16 protein-coding genes and 3 pseudogenes are annotated in these 15,490 nt (G+C 38.0%); 16 read left to right on the top strand and 3 right to left on the bottom strand.

From position 1 onward, the window contains the following. Window positions 1-52 precede the first annotated feature (52 nt). From F993_RS20920 to F993_RS08310, 15 genes and pseudogenes are all read left to right on the top strand, one after another. Window positions 53-250, top strand: a pseudogene (locus F993_RS20920) (RHS repeat-associated core domain-containing protein); the annotation flags it as partial. Between the two features lie 365 nt (window positions 251-615). Beyond that, window positions 616-954: a hypothetical protein gene (locus F993_RS08255; protein WP_004654926.1), complete on the top strand. Its 339-nt coding sequence runs from the start codon at window positions 616-618 to the stop codon at window positions 952-954. A 132-nt stretch (window positions 955-1,086) separates the two neighbouring features. After that, window positions 1,087-1,324: pseudogene (locus F993_RS20915) on the top strand (RHS repeat-associated core domain-containing protein); the annotation flags it as partial. A 395-nt stretch (window positions 1,325-1,719) separates the two neighbouring features. Next, window positions 1,720-2,403 carry a hypothetical protein gene (locus F993_RS08260; RefSeq protein WP_004654921.1) on the top strand — a complete coding sequence of 228 codons (684 nt, stop codon included), beginning with the start codon at window positions 1,720-1,722 and terminating at the stop codon, window positions 2,401-2,403. Window positions 2,404-2,539: 136 nt separating this feature from the next. Continuing rightward, the gene (locus tag F993_RS08265) at window positions 2,540-2,908 is read left to right on the top strand and encodes a hypothetical protein (RefSeq protein ID WP_004654920.1); all 369 of its coding nucleotides are present in this window, start codon (window positions 2,540-2,542) and stop codon (window positions 2,906-2,908) included. Window positions 2,909-2,917: 9 nt separating this feature from the next. Continuing rightward, window positions 2,918-3,160: a hypothetical protein gene (locus F993_RS20760; RefSeq protein WP_228254116.1), complete on the top strand. Its 243-nt coding sequence runs from the start codon at window positions 2,918-2,920 to the stop codon at window positions 3,158-3,160. 389 nt (window positions 3,161-3,549) lie between these two features. Continuing rightward, window positions 3,550-3,873, top strand: a complete 324-nt coding sequence (locus F993_RS08270; protein ID WP_004654916.1) for a hypothetical protein — start codon at window positions 3,550-3,552, stop codon at window positions 3,871-3,873. Between the two features lie 73 nt (window positions 3,874-3,946). Beyond that, complete coding sequence (locus tag F993_RS08275) at window positions 3,947-4,384, top strand: hypothetical protein (RefSeq protein WP_004654914.1); 438 nt, start codon at window positions 3,947-3,949, stop codon at window positions 4,382-4,384. A gap of 213 nt (window positions 4,385-4,597) precedes the next feature. Continuing rightward, window positions 4,598-5,082, top strand: a pseudogene (locus F993_RS20755) (DUF4265 domain-containing protein). 158 nt (window positions 5,083-5,240) lie between these two features. Then, window positions 5,241-5,678 (top strand): hypothetical protein, encoded by a 438-nt coding sequence (locus tag F993_RS08280; protein WP_004654912.1) that lies wholly within the window; start codon window positions 5,241-5,243, stop codon window positions 5,676-5,678. Between the two features lie 283 nt (window positions 5,679-5,961). Further along, window positions 5,962-6,564, top strand: a complete 603-nt coding sequence (locus F993_RS08290) for a hypothetical protein (RefSeq protein WP_004654908.1) — start codon at window positions 5,962-5,964, stop codon at window positions 6,562-6,564. Between the two features lie 34 nt (window positions 6,565-6,598). Further along, window positions 6,599-6,907, top strand: a complete 309-nt coding sequence (locus F993_RS08295) for a MafI2 family immunity protein (protein WP_004654905.1) — start codon at window positions 6,599-6,601, stop codon at window positions 6,905-6,907. A gap of 22 nt (window positions 6,908-6,929) precedes the next feature. After that, complete coding sequence (locus tag F993_RS08300; RefSeq protein WP_004654903.1) at window positions 6,930-7,241, top strand: hypothetical protein; 312 nt, start codon at window positions 6,930-6,932, stop codon at window positions 7,239-7,241. Continuing rightward, window positions 7,231-7,512, top strand: a complete 282-nt coding sequence (locus F993_RS08305; RefSeq protein WP_004654901.1) for a hypothetical protein — start codon at window positions 7,231-7,233, stop codon at window positions 7,510-7,512. Before F993_RS08300 ends, F993_RS08305 begins: the two co-directional genes overlap by 11 nt. 44 nt (window positions 7,513-7,556) lie before the next feature. Next, entirely contained in the window at window positions 7,557-8,066 is a 510-nt protein-coding gene (locus F993_RS08310; protein WP_004654899.1) for a hypothetical protein, read from the top strand. 109 nt (window positions 8,067-8,175) lie between these two features. Here F993_RS08310 and F993_RS08315 read toward each other — a convergent pair whose 3' ends face one another. Genes F993_RS08315 through F993_RS08325 form a run of 3 tightly spaced genes read right to left on the bottom strand, consistent with a single transcriptional unit; the run spans window position 8,176 to window position 14,067 of the window. Beyond that, window positions 8,176-9,648: an efflux transporter outer membrane subunit gene (locus F993_RS08315; protein ID WP_004654898.1), complete on the bottom strand. Its 1,473-nt coding sequence runs from the start codon at window positions 9,646-9,648 to the stop codon at window positions 8,176-8,178. Between the two features lie 10 nt (window positions 9,649-9,658). Beyond that, window positions 9,659-12,838 (bottom strand): multidrug efflux RND transporter permease subunit AdeG, encoded by a 3,180-nt coding sequence (gene adeG, locus F993_RS08320; protein ID WP_004654895.1) that lies wholly within the window; start codon window positions 12,836-12,838, stop codon window positions 9,659-9,661. A gap of 5 nt (window positions 12,839-12,843) precedes the next feature. Next, entirely contained in the window at window positions 12,844-14,067 is a 1,224-nt protein-coding gene (locus F993_RS08325; protein WP_004654893.1) for an efflux RND transporter periplasmic adaptor subunit, read from the bottom strand. Window positions 14,068-14,263: 196 nt separating this feature from the next. Between F993_RS08325 and F993_RS08330 the strand changes: the two genes are divergently transcribed. Then, window positions 14,264-15,295 (top strand): LysR family transcriptional regulator, encoded by a 1,032-nt coding sequence (locus F993_RS08330; RefSeq protein ID WP_004654891.1) that lies wholly within the window; start codon window positions 14,264-14,266, stop codon window positions 15,293-15,295. Window positions 15,296-15,490 lie beyond the last annotated feature (195 nt).

The following is a 15,490-nucleotide window of genomic DNA, read 5'->3' as shown; positions in this document are numbered from 1 at the left end:
CTTTCTAGGGAGGAGTATAAACCTGAAAAGCCAAGTCTAATTTATTTAAAACTCAGAAATCGTCACCAATAATATCCGCTTCCAAGGGCAGTATTTTGATGAAGAAACAGGTTTACATTACAACCGTTATCGATATTATTTGCCTTATGTAGGATGTTTTATCTCTAAAGATCCGATTGGGTTGTTGGGCGGTAATAATATATATCAATATGCTCCTAACCCCATAATTTGGGTCGACCCATTAGGTTTAACAAATAATAATTGTGCGCCTACAGAGCAACAATATCTGTATCGAGGAGTTCATGCGGAACATCCAGAGTTGGAGAATGCTAAAAAAGGTATTGTTAACCCTGGAAAATTAGATGGAACAGCTAGTGCAGATGCACATAATGCTGGTGGTGTACAATCAAATAGCCCATATACTTCTTGGTCAAGATCTAAGGAAGTAGCTGAAGGTTTTGGTAAGAGTAAAGGTGAAGGTGGGGTCTTACTTAGAGTACCAGTTGGCGCTCCGAAAGAAAATGACAAATGGAAATGGGAATACTCACCAGATATCTGGGGAGAACAAGAGGTTTTAATGAAAGGAACTCGAAAAGGTGTTGAGGTGTTTAATTTATGAGTTTAAAAAATGAGATTTATGAATATATTGAAAGCAATAGAATTTTAATGAAAAATATTCCTGAATTTTCGCAAATTAATTTAAATGAAGTCCATTCTTTTGAATATTATGATTTGTTGGATTGTGAATATTTGGAGAATATTTTAATAATGAGGAAGAAGAATTTTGATGAGAAAGAAATTGAATATTTTCATTTGAAAGAGTGTATTAATGATCTCAAGGAGCGGGAGGGTGTAAAAGTAAAATGGATACCAATAAAGTTTAATGAAACTTATGTGGTATTTGTTTTTAATCAAAAAAAAGAGATTTTAACTTTTTTTGGATTTAAGCCATAAGTTTAGACGAATGTAGATAATTTGTTATTGTAATCAAGGTTAGTCAACTATATTGAGATGTTGATTTAGATAATATTATCCTAAAAAGTATACTTTTCGGGAGGGCAGGACGAGAGCTATGCTCGAAGTAGCAAAGTACAAAAGGAGCAATCTAAATATTTTGAAAATAGTGAACTCATTACAAAATATTTTCTTGCAAAGGTAATATTATGATGAGGAAACTGGTCTCCACTACAATCGACATCATTACTATTCGCCTTATATAGGCCGTTTTATCTCTAAAGATCCGATTGGGTTGTTGGGTGGTAACAACGTTTATGCTTACGCGCCGAATCCAGTGGGTTGGATTGATCCATTAGGTTTAGATAAAGAACAAAAAGAAGTAATAACTCCATCTGGGTCGAAAGAAATATATACAAGAAGAAATGCGACAGGTAATGATAAAACATTAACAACTTCAAGGGCAGCTAGAAGAGAAGCAATGCGTTCACAGAATATACCAACGTCACAAACATATCAAAGTCAAATACATAAAGATTCGACCCAATCGGCTTTATCTTTAAAGCAGTCGGGGCGTTTACATGTTGAAGAAATATATAGAGATGGTCAAAAGGTTGGTACAATTGGGGTTCATAAAGATGGACATGAGTTTCATGATGATAAGACATTTGAAAAACCACATTATCATGGTAAAAATGGGGAGCATTTTTCATACGAGAATGGAAACCCTAGAAATACTAATAAATACGTAGGTGGTTGCCCAACATGATTATATCTAACATAGAAAAATCAAGTTTATTTAAAGTCATTTCTGGTGAGGAAATTCAGTCAAAATATTTCTTTTATATAAAGTCTGATAGTGAAAAATATGAAGATTGTTTTTTGTTGTTGCAAGAAATTATTGAAAAATATGGGGCTTTAAGTGTTGTAGGTTTTGGCTTTGAAAATAATATTTATAATAGAAGTAAACTTATTATGAATAAGATTGGTTACTTCGGGCAAAATGATTTTAAAGGTTTTTCCTTGAAAAATAGTTTAAATCTGAGAGGTGATATAGGTGGTAGAAATGTTTATCTGTCTCATTATGTAGGTCCTTTTAGTGATTTGGAAACTTTTTATAAGGTAATTCACAATAAGGATAGAAGAATTTATCTGGAAATTATTGATTTTAAATATGATAGTGAAAGTAAGCTATTACTAAAAGGAAATTATGTTGGGGTTGATTCTTTTTCATGTATAAGATTGTTATTCGGTTTTGATGTAAAAGAAAATCTGTATTTATTTTTTTTAGGTGATAAGGTATTTTTAGATTTGCTAGTTGAAGATTTAAATTTTTGTGTTGAAAATTCCTTTGAAAAAGTTGTTGTAGACCGTATTACTTTTTTGGAAAAAAATACAGATGAAATGTTAGAGATATTAAATGTTTTTAAGGGTGAACTGAATGTTTGATTTTTATTTAATTTTAATTCGTGAGTTTTAAATATAAATACCTTTGAAGGCCGAGTGTAAGGTGGGCAACTCCCGAAGAGATACAAAAAGAAGCAACTTTACGTAGGCTTTCAACAACAGACCCAGGTAAATCTATATGTCCGAATTAACATTCTTACCCATACAAACAAAATTTGGAATTTTATGTTCAAGAACAGATTTTTGGTTAAATAACTTTGTTTTTGATGTGAATGGAAATAGTCTAGAGATTAATATTAACTTTAGTATGGTTAAAAAAAATGAAGATGGGAGTAGTTTTAGAATGTCAGAACCTTTTTTAATAAGGTTTAATAATGTAAATAGTTTTAATTTGATTCAATATGATGATTTTGAAAGAAAATTTTCAAATGTTTCTGGTTCTAATTTTGATCAGTCTAATAGTGATAGTAGTGGATTAAATATATATCTTTTGTGGACATATGATCATTGTTTTGAAGTGCATGCAAAGGGATATTCATTTAAATAGTTTAATTTTATGGCAAGTAAAAATTCAATAATTTTTGATGAAAACCTATATCCAATAGTATGGCGTTTTAACTCTGATGATTGCTCTTTATCAGATAAAGAAAAGAAAGAAATTTTTTTTATAATGAGTGAAGAATCAAAAAAACTTTGGGATTCATTATTTCCTTTTAATAATCTAATGGATATTGGGAGAGATTCTTTTTTCTTAAAAGAAAAAAAGAACTTGATTTTGATGATGAGAATGAGGTTTTAAGTTTTTTCGAAGAAAAGCTAAAAGGGGTTTCATATTTAATATTCTTTTGGGGGAGGTGTAATTGTGCAATTGTTCCATCATATATATTTTTAAAATCATGGAGTGATTTTTTTTACCCTAGTGATGAAAATTGTATTGCCTATTTAGTTAATAAAAGTGAGGTTATTTTTTCTTACGAAGAAACATTCTTTTATGGGAGTATTGTTAATGACTAATAATTGGTTGATGTTGATTAATTGACGTGTTGTATTTTCTGTCGATATGAAGAGTAGAGCTAGTCTAGGTATGGTTAAGTTTTTTATGAAGCTAGAACAAACTGAAACAGCAGATATGGATGTAAAAAGTACAAAGATTTTTATCAAGTTTCAGGTCGTAATCACAGAGATTAAATGATGTCAGCCGAGTTATTTATAAAATTCAATGATAAAGAATGGCTTGAGAAAAACAAGTTAAAAGTAATTGATAAACTTAAAGAATTAAAAAGTTTTTCTGTGTTTGATACGGAAAAGAAAGTAGTTTATTTGAAAGATGAAAGTGGAGATAATAGTTGGGTTTATGATGTTAGATTCTTCTTTCATGAGAATTATATTTTTTTTGAAGTGTCATCACATGGAGAAACTGTAAATTCAGATTTAATTAGTTTTTTTGGCTGGTTACGTAATAATACAACTATTTCTATACAAGATGAGGATGGAGAACTTTCAAGCTGGTGAAATAGGGGGGATGAATAGCTATCCATTTAAGTAGCTTTATTGTTTAGTATATTTTTATGGTGAATAGAATCCGATGATTGTTGAAATAGAAATTCCCTTTTGGCAAGATCCCCAATGTCATGTTTTTACTCAACATTATCGGGGTGATTTAATTACCTATTTTACATGCTGGGATGATAATGCTGAGCTGATAAAAAATAAACTCGGAGTGATTTTTTTTAATGATGTTTTAAGTGTCAAAATTGAAAGTAAAATTAGAAGTTACCTAATAGATGAGCCCGAGTATAGGTCATCTATATATGAGGTTTTAGATTCTAAAGTGATAAGAAAATACTTAAAGAAAAGAGAGAAATGGGAATATTCTAAAGTTAATATTAAAGATTATAGGTGCTTTGTTGTTAACAGTCATGATTATCAAATTGTAATTATAGCAAAACAATATACATTTAAATTAATTTCAGTTGATACGCATACAGAGGTGATATATAAGAAAATTTTAGAGCTAAATTAAAAGTGAATTGGTGGAGTAAAAAAATATAATGCAAGTTAATTATTTTTTATTTTTAAAGTTAAGTCTTTTATTCGGGTTGTTTTCTGAAAATTATACTTTTTATGAAACATAAATAAGGTTTTTTTAAGAGGGGTATAGCTTTAAATTCTAATGTTGATTAGGTGGTGTAAATATTTGTTGGGTTTTTATTATGTGCTTGGAAGTGTTTGATAAGTGAGGGATAGCTTGAAATTATTAAATATTTATGCAGGAAAAACTAGCTCTGGTAATACTAAAGCAGAGGAAGTTCTTGTAGAAGATATAGATGTAAACACTTATAAGCTACTATCTGCCCCAGCTTAGCTCTAAATTTAGCAAAAGGTGATATTTTAAATTTTTTAATAGCGAAGAACCCGTAAAGGTTATACATCGAGGTGGGAATTTTAATATACATATTTATGAGGCGAATTTAACTCTTGAGGATTATGAAGATTTTAAGAATGAACTTTTAGACTATTTAGAAGGAACTATAGATTGTTTGAGTGGGAATAATATGGCTATTACTGTTTCCTCAACTCAAGGTATCCAAAGAATAAATAGTTTTTTTGTAAAATTCAGTGAAATATCAGGTAATAACTAGGCTTTTACTAATATTTATAAAAAATTATGAAGATTTTGATGGTGAAACATTACTGGATTGGTGGGATAAAAAGTGTTAGTTATAAATTTTTAATCAGTGAATTTTTTGAATAATTAGCTTTTTGTAGTTTAATGGTAAGTGATGAGGAGCTGTAACTTAAATTTGATAAACTGGCTTGGAGTATTTTTAAAAATAAATAACTTTATAGTTTTGGATTAATTTTTGATATGAATGTGAATGCTAAAATTTTATTTTGATACTGTTCCAGATTTTATCGATATACCCGATAATTTTAGAAGTAACTCTGGAGTTATTATTATTGGTGAGAAGGATGATTTGTTTAATTTTTTTGATTTAGAAATTAATGAATATTTTTTGAAAGAAAATTTTTTAGTTAATTATTCTGTAAAAATTAGTGATTTTGATTTTTTGGAAAAAATTTTGGATTTTAAAGGTGCTTTTGGTCAAAATAAATTTTTGAATTACAATAAAAGTAAATTTTACAGTGAAAAGTTTTATATTGATAAGAGTCTTTATTATTATGATGTTTCAAAGTATAAAGATTTTTTTGATGAAAACCTAAATTTATTCAGAAGTGGTTTTTCTGGTTTTTGTTTTTTTCAGATAAAATGGTTGGTGATAAGGTTAAATATGTTTTTCCTTTGGATTTTGTAAATAATTATTACGGAAATATATATCTTAATTTCCCTGAGAATTTCTTGGATAATTGTAACCTAGTTAAAAGGGTTGATGATTTTCTAATTAAAAAGGAATATTTGAATGGAACAGGAAAGGTGCTAGGGATTGATTTTTATGCAAAGTATTTGATGGTCGATCGAAATGAGGTGATGGTGGTTAAAAGTTTAAGTTGATTTTTATACAATTTTTTATAAACACGGCTATTTAATTGTCGGTTAATTAAAAAATAAATTCTTTTTTTATTTTAAGGAGGGTTGTAGTGGAGGTCGACGAGAAGGGGATTCTGCATTTAATTGATAAAAATATATGTGAATACAGTGAGCTTCAATATGCAATTTTAAATAGTGATGATAATATTCTTTCTGAAGGTTATTCTATATTTTTGCATAGAATAGGAAAGTATTATGGAAATTCTAAAATATTAGCTAATAGATTAACTTGTGATAATTATCTTTCTCTTTTAAATGATAAAAGTAAAGATGTAAGGTGTTCTATTTTAACCCTTATTAGGGATAGTTTTACATTGTATGATTCTAATGTAAGTTTGATGGAGTGTATTTTAAATATTTCTGTTGATGGTAGTGATGAGGAAAGAGTGATAGTTAATACGATACTAACTAAAGAAGTAGTGAATTTTTATAAAAAAGAAGTTGATCGTATTTTGGTTGGTTTTGTTGAAAACTCTGGAGGTAAATGTTTTCTTGACTACTATACATTTAATTATTTGTATGAGTTGTTGGTTAGATTTGAGAGGAAGGATTTAATAGAGAGACTGCTCATGATAGGGAAGGATAGTAATATAAGTAGTATCAAAGAAGCATGCGAAGAAATAATTGAGAATTTAATAATAAAAAATATATGAAAATGATGTTTTTTAATTTTAAAGGTTTTTATTTATGATTGATTTTTTTGAAATGAATGCTAATAACCTAAAGTTGGTCGTGTTTACAAGCTTTCTAGGTGCTATTGCAAATAATGTAAGAGCAGTAGCATTCGACTTTAATAATGAAACTATATTTATTTATGGCTATTTAGATGTAGAACCCAAAGATGAAGATTATGAAATAATTGATATTGCTGTTACAGAAATAATGGCAGCTTATCCACAGTTTTTAAAACAAAAAATTTCTTTAGAAAAGTCAGAAACGCCAATAGGCAAGTTGCTTTCATATAAAGGTTGGGTTTTTTGCCGATATGAAGAGTAGAACTTTCTTTAAAGGAGGTATTATGTTGGAAGTTAATAAAACCTTAACTTATTCAGGTGATGAAATGGTGGAGGTCTTAAAAGAGATAGAGTATATACTAATTTCACTGCATAAGATGGGGTCCCATTATGCTGAAACCTTACCTGACTCTTATGTTGAGTATGCAAATGAAACTACTAAATTTATAGATGATAATAATATTTGTGAAAGACTATCAGGTATTAGAAAAATTTTGTCTAGCAAATTTGATACTAGTTTAGGAGAAGATGATATGGATGATTTAGAAAGAGCTTGTGAAGATATAGAGTATTGGATTCCGAAGAATGAACTTTAAGATCAAAAAATATATAGAAAGTTATTTGAAAAGTTTGAACGAATACGAAGATATAACGCTTTTTTTTATTTTTTTAATAGAAGTAAAAGATGATAATTTTTTAGATAAAAATGGTTTGTACAATATTCTTTTAGGATTGTCTAAAGAGATAGAGCAAGAATCCATTTTTTATGCAATATTAACAGATACGATGGACTATTTTGTTGGTTTTCATCCAGAATTGTTGGAGGGTAGTGATGAATACTGTTTTGTTAAAAGTTTAAACGCTTAAAAAATTGGTAAGCTATGTTGAAAGGCGAAGCAAGGCTATTGACGATGAGTTTAGGTCAAGCGATTGAAGAAAATTTGGAAAAAAGAAATCAAATCATAAAAAGAATGAATCATGTCTTAACGCTCGATAAAGACTATATTGAGTTTTTGGAGAAGTTTAAAAACAATGAAATTATTCCCGATATTATCATTTGGGGATATGAAGAATCTTTAAAAGAGAATCACCATCTCCAAGAAAAATATCCAAAAATTGCCCAACAGGTGTGGGGGATAGGTTGCACCGGTCAAGGTGACAAGTGGTTCTTAGATCAAGAAGAAAGTCCAACAGTATTGTTTTATGATCACAATCAAGGGGAGTATCAGAGTATTGATCAATTTTTAAGTTTGAATATCAACTTTAAAGATTTTTTGACAATGGCGTTTCACTATCAAGCACTTGAACAAGAACTAGATAAAAATGAAAATTTAAGCAAAGATCAACAAGAAAAATTTACGCAAACAATGAGTATGATATCTAAAGATTTATATGCTTTGTATCCATTCAAATATTTCTAACAGATCATTTTGTTGAGTAGATGCGGATTGAGGAAGGTTGAGATAAAATTTAACTTGCCCAATATAACCGAGAAAATCTACATCCTTGTATATTTTCCCAATTTAAGCTTTATTGCCGTACCAACTCCACTTGGCCAGTATGCCAACCACCACCTAAAGCCCGAATAAGATCTACACTGGCAATCATTCGACTGCCATGAAGCTGAGCAGCCAATTGCTCTTGCTGCAAAATGCTCCGATCAGAGTCAATCACATCCAGATAACTAATGCTGCCTTCACGATAACGCAAATGTGAAAGCTGATTGGCATGTCGGGATGATGCAAGTGCTTGACCTTGTGCCTGAATTTGCTGATCCAGAATACGCTGATCGGACAAACCATTTTCAACTTCACGGAACGCATTCAGCACAGTCTGCCGATAATTGGCGACACTCTGCTCATAGCCTGCACGTGCCTGAGCAACGCCCGCCTTGCGTTGCCCGCCATCAAATAACGGTAAAGACAAAATTGTGCCCGCGACAGGGCCGAGTAAAAAAGTTCGACTCGACCATTTACCTAAATCTCCTAAACTTGCTGATTCATAACCCAGCGCACCTGTGAGATCAAGTTTGGGAAAAAAGGCAGCACGGGCAATACCAATGCGTGCATTATCGGCGGCCATTGCGCGTTCTGCAGCAGCGATATCGGGACGACGTTCAAGCAAGCTCGAAGGTAAACCCGCAGGTAGACGAATCGCAGTAGCAGACAAGGGTTGAATCGCTAAGCTAAATTCGGCAGGCGCTTTACCGAGTAATACTGCCAATGCATGTTCGGTACTGGCGCGATTCCGTGTAATGCTGAGTGCAGTACTTTGGGCAGTCGAGAGTTCCGTTTGCGCACGAGAAACATCCAGATCACTGACGAGACCATTGCGATAACGTGCTTGAATCAAATTTTGATTCTCTGTCAGTAACTTGATGTTTTGCGTATAGATGGCTTGTTCAGCATCGAATTGACGAATCAGAAAGTATGCCTGTGCCACATCTGCTTGCAGTGCTAACAGTGCAGAATGATAAAGTGCTTCCTGTTGCTGCACATCTGCGGTTGCTGCATTGACACTGCTAGCAATCCGTCCAAATAGGTCCAGTTCATAAGAGGCATTGGCTTGTGCCCGCCATAAGGTACGTGCAGATGTGGATGCATCCGAATCAAGTCCTAAAGAAGCGGGTGAGGGCTTCTGACGGGTTGGCCCAAAACCTGCACCAATACTGGGTAAACGTTCAGCTTGTGCAGCAGACCTTAAAGCTCTTGAGGCCTGAATATTGGCTGCTACCGCCTTTAGATTTTGGTTACCCGCAATGGCCTGCTGTTCCAGATCATTCAGTTGCGGATCATTAAAAACCCGCCACCATTCACCGCGAGACTGCGCATCGGCAGGTTGTGCGATGGTCCAGTTGGGATTATCCAGTTTGGCATCCGCTTCCTTGAATTGCAGTGGAATAACCAGGTTGGCAGGCTGATATTCAGGTGCCAATGAGCAGCCTGCAAGCAGCAGGCTTCCCATCAGTGAGGAGAGTATCCAGTGTGGTTTGAATCCTGTCATATTCTGCTCCTTAATGATCGTGTGAACTGTGCAGTGGTGCTTCATGCACAGCTGCCGAATGCAGTTTATGTTTGCTGTTCAGGGTACGAATCAATACATAGAAGGCAGGGGTCAGGAACAAACCAAAGACGGTCACTCCGATCATACCAAAGAACACCGCAACGCCCATGGCATGGCGCATTTCAGCACCAGCACCTGTAGATGTGACCAGTGGAACCACACCCATAATGAAGGCGATTGAAGTCATCAAGATCGGACGCAAACGTAAACGGCTGGCTTCAACCGCAGCATTGAATGCGGTCGCGCCTTGCATTTCCAGTTCTCGAGCAAATTCGACGATCAAGATGGCATTCTTACAGGCCAGCCCGACCAGTACCATCAAGCCGATTTGGGTAAAGATGTTGTTATCACCGCCTGTGAGCCAAACCCCGGTCAGTGCCGCCAAGATACCCATTGGCACAATCAGAATCACGGCTAATGGCAAGGTCAGGCTTTCATATTGCGCCGCCAAGACCAAGAACACCAACAGCACACTGATCGGGAACACCCACAATCCGGCATTACCTGCCAAGATCTTTTGATAGGTCAGATCGGTCCATTCAAATTTTACCCCACGTGGCAAGGTTTCAGCGGCAATACGCTCAACCGCAGCTTCGGCTTGGCTGGATGAATAACCCGGTGCAGGACCACCATTAATATCGGCAGCGGTATAGCCGTTATAGCGCACCACCATTTCTGGGCCATAGGTTTGAGTGACATTGACCAGAGAAGACAGCGGCACCATTTGCCCTGCATTGTTACGGGTTTTAAGCTGTAAAATATCTTCAGGATTGGCACGGAACGGCGCATCGGCTTGGGCACGTACCTGATAGACACGACCAAAACGGTTAAAGTCATTCACGTATTGCGAACCGAGGTAAATCTGCATGGTATTAAATACATCGGTCACGGCAACGCCTTGTTGCTTGGCTTTAACCCGATCCAGATCAACATTCAATTGCGGTACATTGATTTGATAACTGGAGAACATTGGCCCCAATTCAGGTGCAGATTGTGCTGCCTTCATAAAGGATTGCGCTGCGTTGTTTAACTCGGCATAACCCAAAGCACCACGATCTTCCAGCTGGAGTTTAAAGCCGCCCATTGTGCCGAGACCCATCACCGGTGGTGGTGGGAATACTGCAATATAAGCATCTTGAATCGCGGCGTATTTCTGATTTAAAGCACCTGCAATGGCATTGGCAGAAAGATCGGCTGCTTTACGTTCCGCAAATGGTTTTAAGGTGACAAAGACAATCCCTGCGCTAGAGCTGTTGGTAAAGCCATTAATGGATAAGCCAGGGAAGGCCACCGCACTTTCTACACCGGGTTGTTTCAGTGCCGCATCACTCATTTTACGAATCACGGTTTCGGTTCGATCCAGTGAGGCACCATTCGGTAATTGGGCAAAGCTGATCAGGTATTGCTTATCTTGTGCAGGGACAAAGCCACCCGGAACGATATAAGAAATCCCAATGGTCAGACCGAGTAGTACTGCATAGACACCCATCGCTGAGGTTTTATGCGAAATCACCCGACTGACGCCACGACCATATTGATCCGATGCGCGTGAGAATACGCGGTTAAACAGGGCAAAGAAGCGTCCGAAGACACGGTTCATCACGCGGGTCAGGAAGTCAGGTTTGGCATCATGACCTTTGAGTAACATGGCGGCCAAAGCTGGAGACAGGGTGAGTGAGTTGAAGGCCGAAATCACGGTGGAGATGGCAATGGTCATGGCAAATTGTTTATAGAATTGCCCCGTTAATCCTGTCATAAAGGCCAACGGGACGAACACAGCAACCAAGGTTAATGCGATGGCAATAATTGGCCCACTGACTTCGCGCATGGCGCGGTAGGTGGCATCTCTTGGACTGAGTCCTGCTTCAATATTCCGCTCGACATTCTCCACCACCACGATGGCATCATCGACCACGATCCCGATGGCGAGCACCATCCCGAACAGTGACAGGGCATTGATGGAATAACCGAAAGCCAGCATTAAGGCGAAGGTACCAATGATGGAAACAGGTACTGACAGTAACGGAATAATTGAAGCGCGCCATGTTTGTAAGAACAGAATCACCACCACAACCACCAGTGCAATCGCTTCAAGCAGGGTATGAATCACCGCTTTGATACTTGAACGCACGAATTGGGTTGGGTCGTAAACAATGTCGTATTTAATTGAGGCTGGAAAATCTTTGGACAGTTCAGCCATGGTGCTACGTACTTGGTCAGAGACCTGTAAGGCGTTGGCACCCGGTGCTTGGAAAATTGGAATCGCCACGGCCTGTTTATTGTCCAGTAATGAACGCAAGCCATATTGTGAAGCGGCCAGTTCAACGCGGGCCACATCACCGAGTCGCGTCACGGCACCATCTGCTGCCGTTTTTAAAATAATATCGGCAAATTCCTGTTCGGTACTTAAACGCCCTTGTGCATTCACCGAGAGTTGTAAAGGAGAATTATTGGGTGCAGCACCAATCGTTCCTGCGGCAACTTGAATATTCTGTTCACGAATGGCATTGACGATTTCGGTCGCAGTGAGATTGCGTTGAGCCACCTTTTGTGGATCTAACCATACGCGCATGGCGTAATCGCCTGAACCAAATAGACCGACTTCACCCACACCTTGTAGGCGTGCTAAACGGTCTTTGACATTGAGTACGGCATAGTTACGCAAGTAGGTCATGTCATAGCGATTATCGGGTGAGGTCAGATGCACCACCATCGTCAAGGTCGGTGAGCTTTTTAGCGTGGTCACACCGAGACGTTGTACATCTTCTGGCAAACGCGGCAGGGCTTGAGAAACCCGATTCTGGACCAGTTGCTGGGCTTTATCGGGATCAATTCCAAGCTTGAAATTGACGGTAATGGTCAGGTTGCCATCGCTGTTGGCCTGAGACTGCATATACAGCATGTTCTCAACACCGTTGATGGATTCTTCCAACGGAGAAGCAACCGTTTCAGCAATCACTTTAGGGTTGGCACCCGGATATTGGGCACGCACCACCACAGAGGGTGGCACCACTTCTGGATATTCAGAAATCGGCAGTTGGAAAAGGGAGAGTAGACCCGCCAGTAAAATCAGGACGGACAGCACCCCAGCAAAGATCGGACGATCAATAAAAAATTTAGAAATATTCATGCGGATTAACCTTTTGCCGAAGTTGGGGTTTTTTCTGTAGGCTGAGGTTGTTGTGCTGTGTTATCGGCGATGATTTGAGGATTCGGCATAGCGACCAGATGTGGACTCACAGGATCGCCCGGACGAATACGTTGTAAACCATTCACCACGATACGGTCGCCAACTTGCAGACCGCTATTGATGATTTGCAGACCATCTTGTTGTGCGCCGAGTTTTACTTCACGGTATGCAGTTTGATTTTTCGCATCGACCACCACCACAAAACGTTTGTCCTGATCGACACCAATCGCAGTCGGGCTAATCAGAATCGCTGCGCGGGGTTGTCCTCCGCCCAGACGAATGCGGGCATACAGTCCAGGGAGCATCACCCCTTTGGGATTATCGAAAGTGGCACGAACCCGAATGGTGCCTGATGTGGTATTTAAATTATTGTCGATGGAACTGATAAAACCTTCACGGCTAAAACCAGACTCATTGGCGAGACCTAAATAGACAGGAACTTGAGCCGAATTGCGTTGATTGCTGATGTATTTTAGATAAGTCTGTTCATCGACATCGAAAGAAGCATACAGACGCGACACAGAAACCAAACTGGTGAGAACTTGGGCACCATTGCCTGCTGAAACCACGTTACCTACCGTGACTTCGGCACGGGAAATACGCCCACTGACAGGGGCAGTAATACGGGTATATTCCAGATTTAAACGGGCAGTTTCCACTGCGGCTTTGGCTGCTTGCAAGTTGGCATTGGCTGAGCGGGCTTCATTTTCCGCTTGATCAAGCTCTTGATGGGCAATCGCGTTACTTTGGATTAAACGCTGGTTGCGGCCTAAGTTAGCTGAAGAGTATGTCACTTGCGCTTCAGCCGAAGCCAGTTGCGCTTTGGCTCGATTCAGCTCTGCTTCAAATGGGCGAGGGTCAATGGTAAACAGCAGGTCGCCTTTGTTAACCAAGCTGCCATCTTTAAAATGCACGGCAATCAGTTTGCCTGAGACCTGAGGGCGGACATCGACTTGATCGATGGCTTCCAGACGTCCCGAATATTCTTGCCAGTCGGTAATGGTCTGACTGACCACACTGGCCACATCCACGGTCGCAGCAGGAGGTGAGCTGGCTGTTGGAGTGGCTTTGGCATCTGCTTTTTCTTGGAAGAGAATAAAGCTGCCACCCGTTGCAAAAATAGCAACAATGACGGCAGACAGCGTCAGCTGTTTGCGAGAAATTGACATGGGATGCTCCTGGTTATTTGAATCCCTGTTTTCAGACTTTTTGTTGTGGTCTGTATGGGAGAAACAGGTTTATGGAATGAAAGGAGCATAAAAGTTTGTCAATTACGAATAAATATACTAAATTTGATAACACTATTCGTATTTTTATAATAATTGTTGTGTGAAACTGGAAAAATGCAACAATGGGAGTGGGCCTGTGGATCTATTTCATGCAATGAGAGTCTTTAATAAAGTGGTTGAAACCAACAGCTTTAGTCTGGCTGCAGATAGTCTTGGGCTACCGCGCGCTTCGGTGACCACGACCATTCAGGGTTTAGAAAAACATTTACAGGTTCGCCTACTCAATCGCACCACGCGTAAACTGAGCCTAACACCTGATGGTGCAGTGTATTATGACCGCAGCCTGCGAATTTTGGCGGATGTTGAAGATATTGAGGCGTCGTTCCATGACGAGGAACGAGGGCCGCGAGGACGTTTACGGATTGATGTGCCTGTCTCGATTGGTCGTTTGATTTTAATTCCACGATTGAGAGAATTTCATCATCGCTATCCCGATATTGATTTGGTGATCGGTATGAATGATCGGCCAGTGGACTTGGTTGGCGAGGCGGTGGATTGTGCGATTCGAGTGGGAGAGCTACAAGACTCGAGTTTGATTGCCCGCCGTATTGGGACGTTTCAGTGTGCAACAGCAGCATCGGCATGCTATTTAGAAAAATATGGTGAACCGAAGACACTGGAAGATTTACAAAAAAATCATCAAGCCATTCATTTTTTCTCCAGTCGTACAGGACGTAATTTTGACTGGGATTTTGTGGTTGATGACTTAATCCAAAGTGTCAGTGTTAATGGGCAGGTGTCTGTCAATGATGGTGATGCCTATATCGATTTGGCGCTGCAAGGCTTTGGCCTGATTCAAGGTCCCCGCTATATGTTGACCAACCATTTTGAGGCGGGAACTTTAAAGGAAGTGTTACCACAATGGACGCCTGCACCGATGCCAATTTCGGTGGTGTATTTGCAAAGTCGGCATCTATCCCACAAAGTTAGAGTCTTTGTCGACTGGGTGGCTGAACTGTTTGCAGGATGTCCATTATTAGGCGGTAGTGCTTTGCCGTTGGATCAGAAATGTGAGTTTGCCTGTGACCAAAAAACCAATCATGAATATACCATTCGGACTTTGGTGGAGCAGCATAATATTGCTGAGGCACGTGCTTTAAAGACTTAAAGTTCAGTGATGCAGTTACGAATTTAGTCATCACTCAATCTATAAAATTGCGTAAAAAGGAGATCAAAATGCGACGATCTTTTGCATGCGCTTTATCCGAAAAATGATAAAAGATAATCAAAAAAATAAAATATATGGTAAAAAAAACGCTCAACAAAAAGTTGAAATAATATTAAAAATCAAAGGGGAAATATA

Origin of the sequence: Acinetobacter proteolyticus, from assembly GCF_000367945.1 — a bacterium.
GTDB classification, from domain to species: Bacteria; Pseudomonadota; Gammaproteobacteria; order Pseudomonadales; family Moraxellaceae; genus Acinetobacter; species Acinetobacter proteolyticus.
This window is presented reverse-complemented; position numbering and strand designations above follow the sequence as displayed.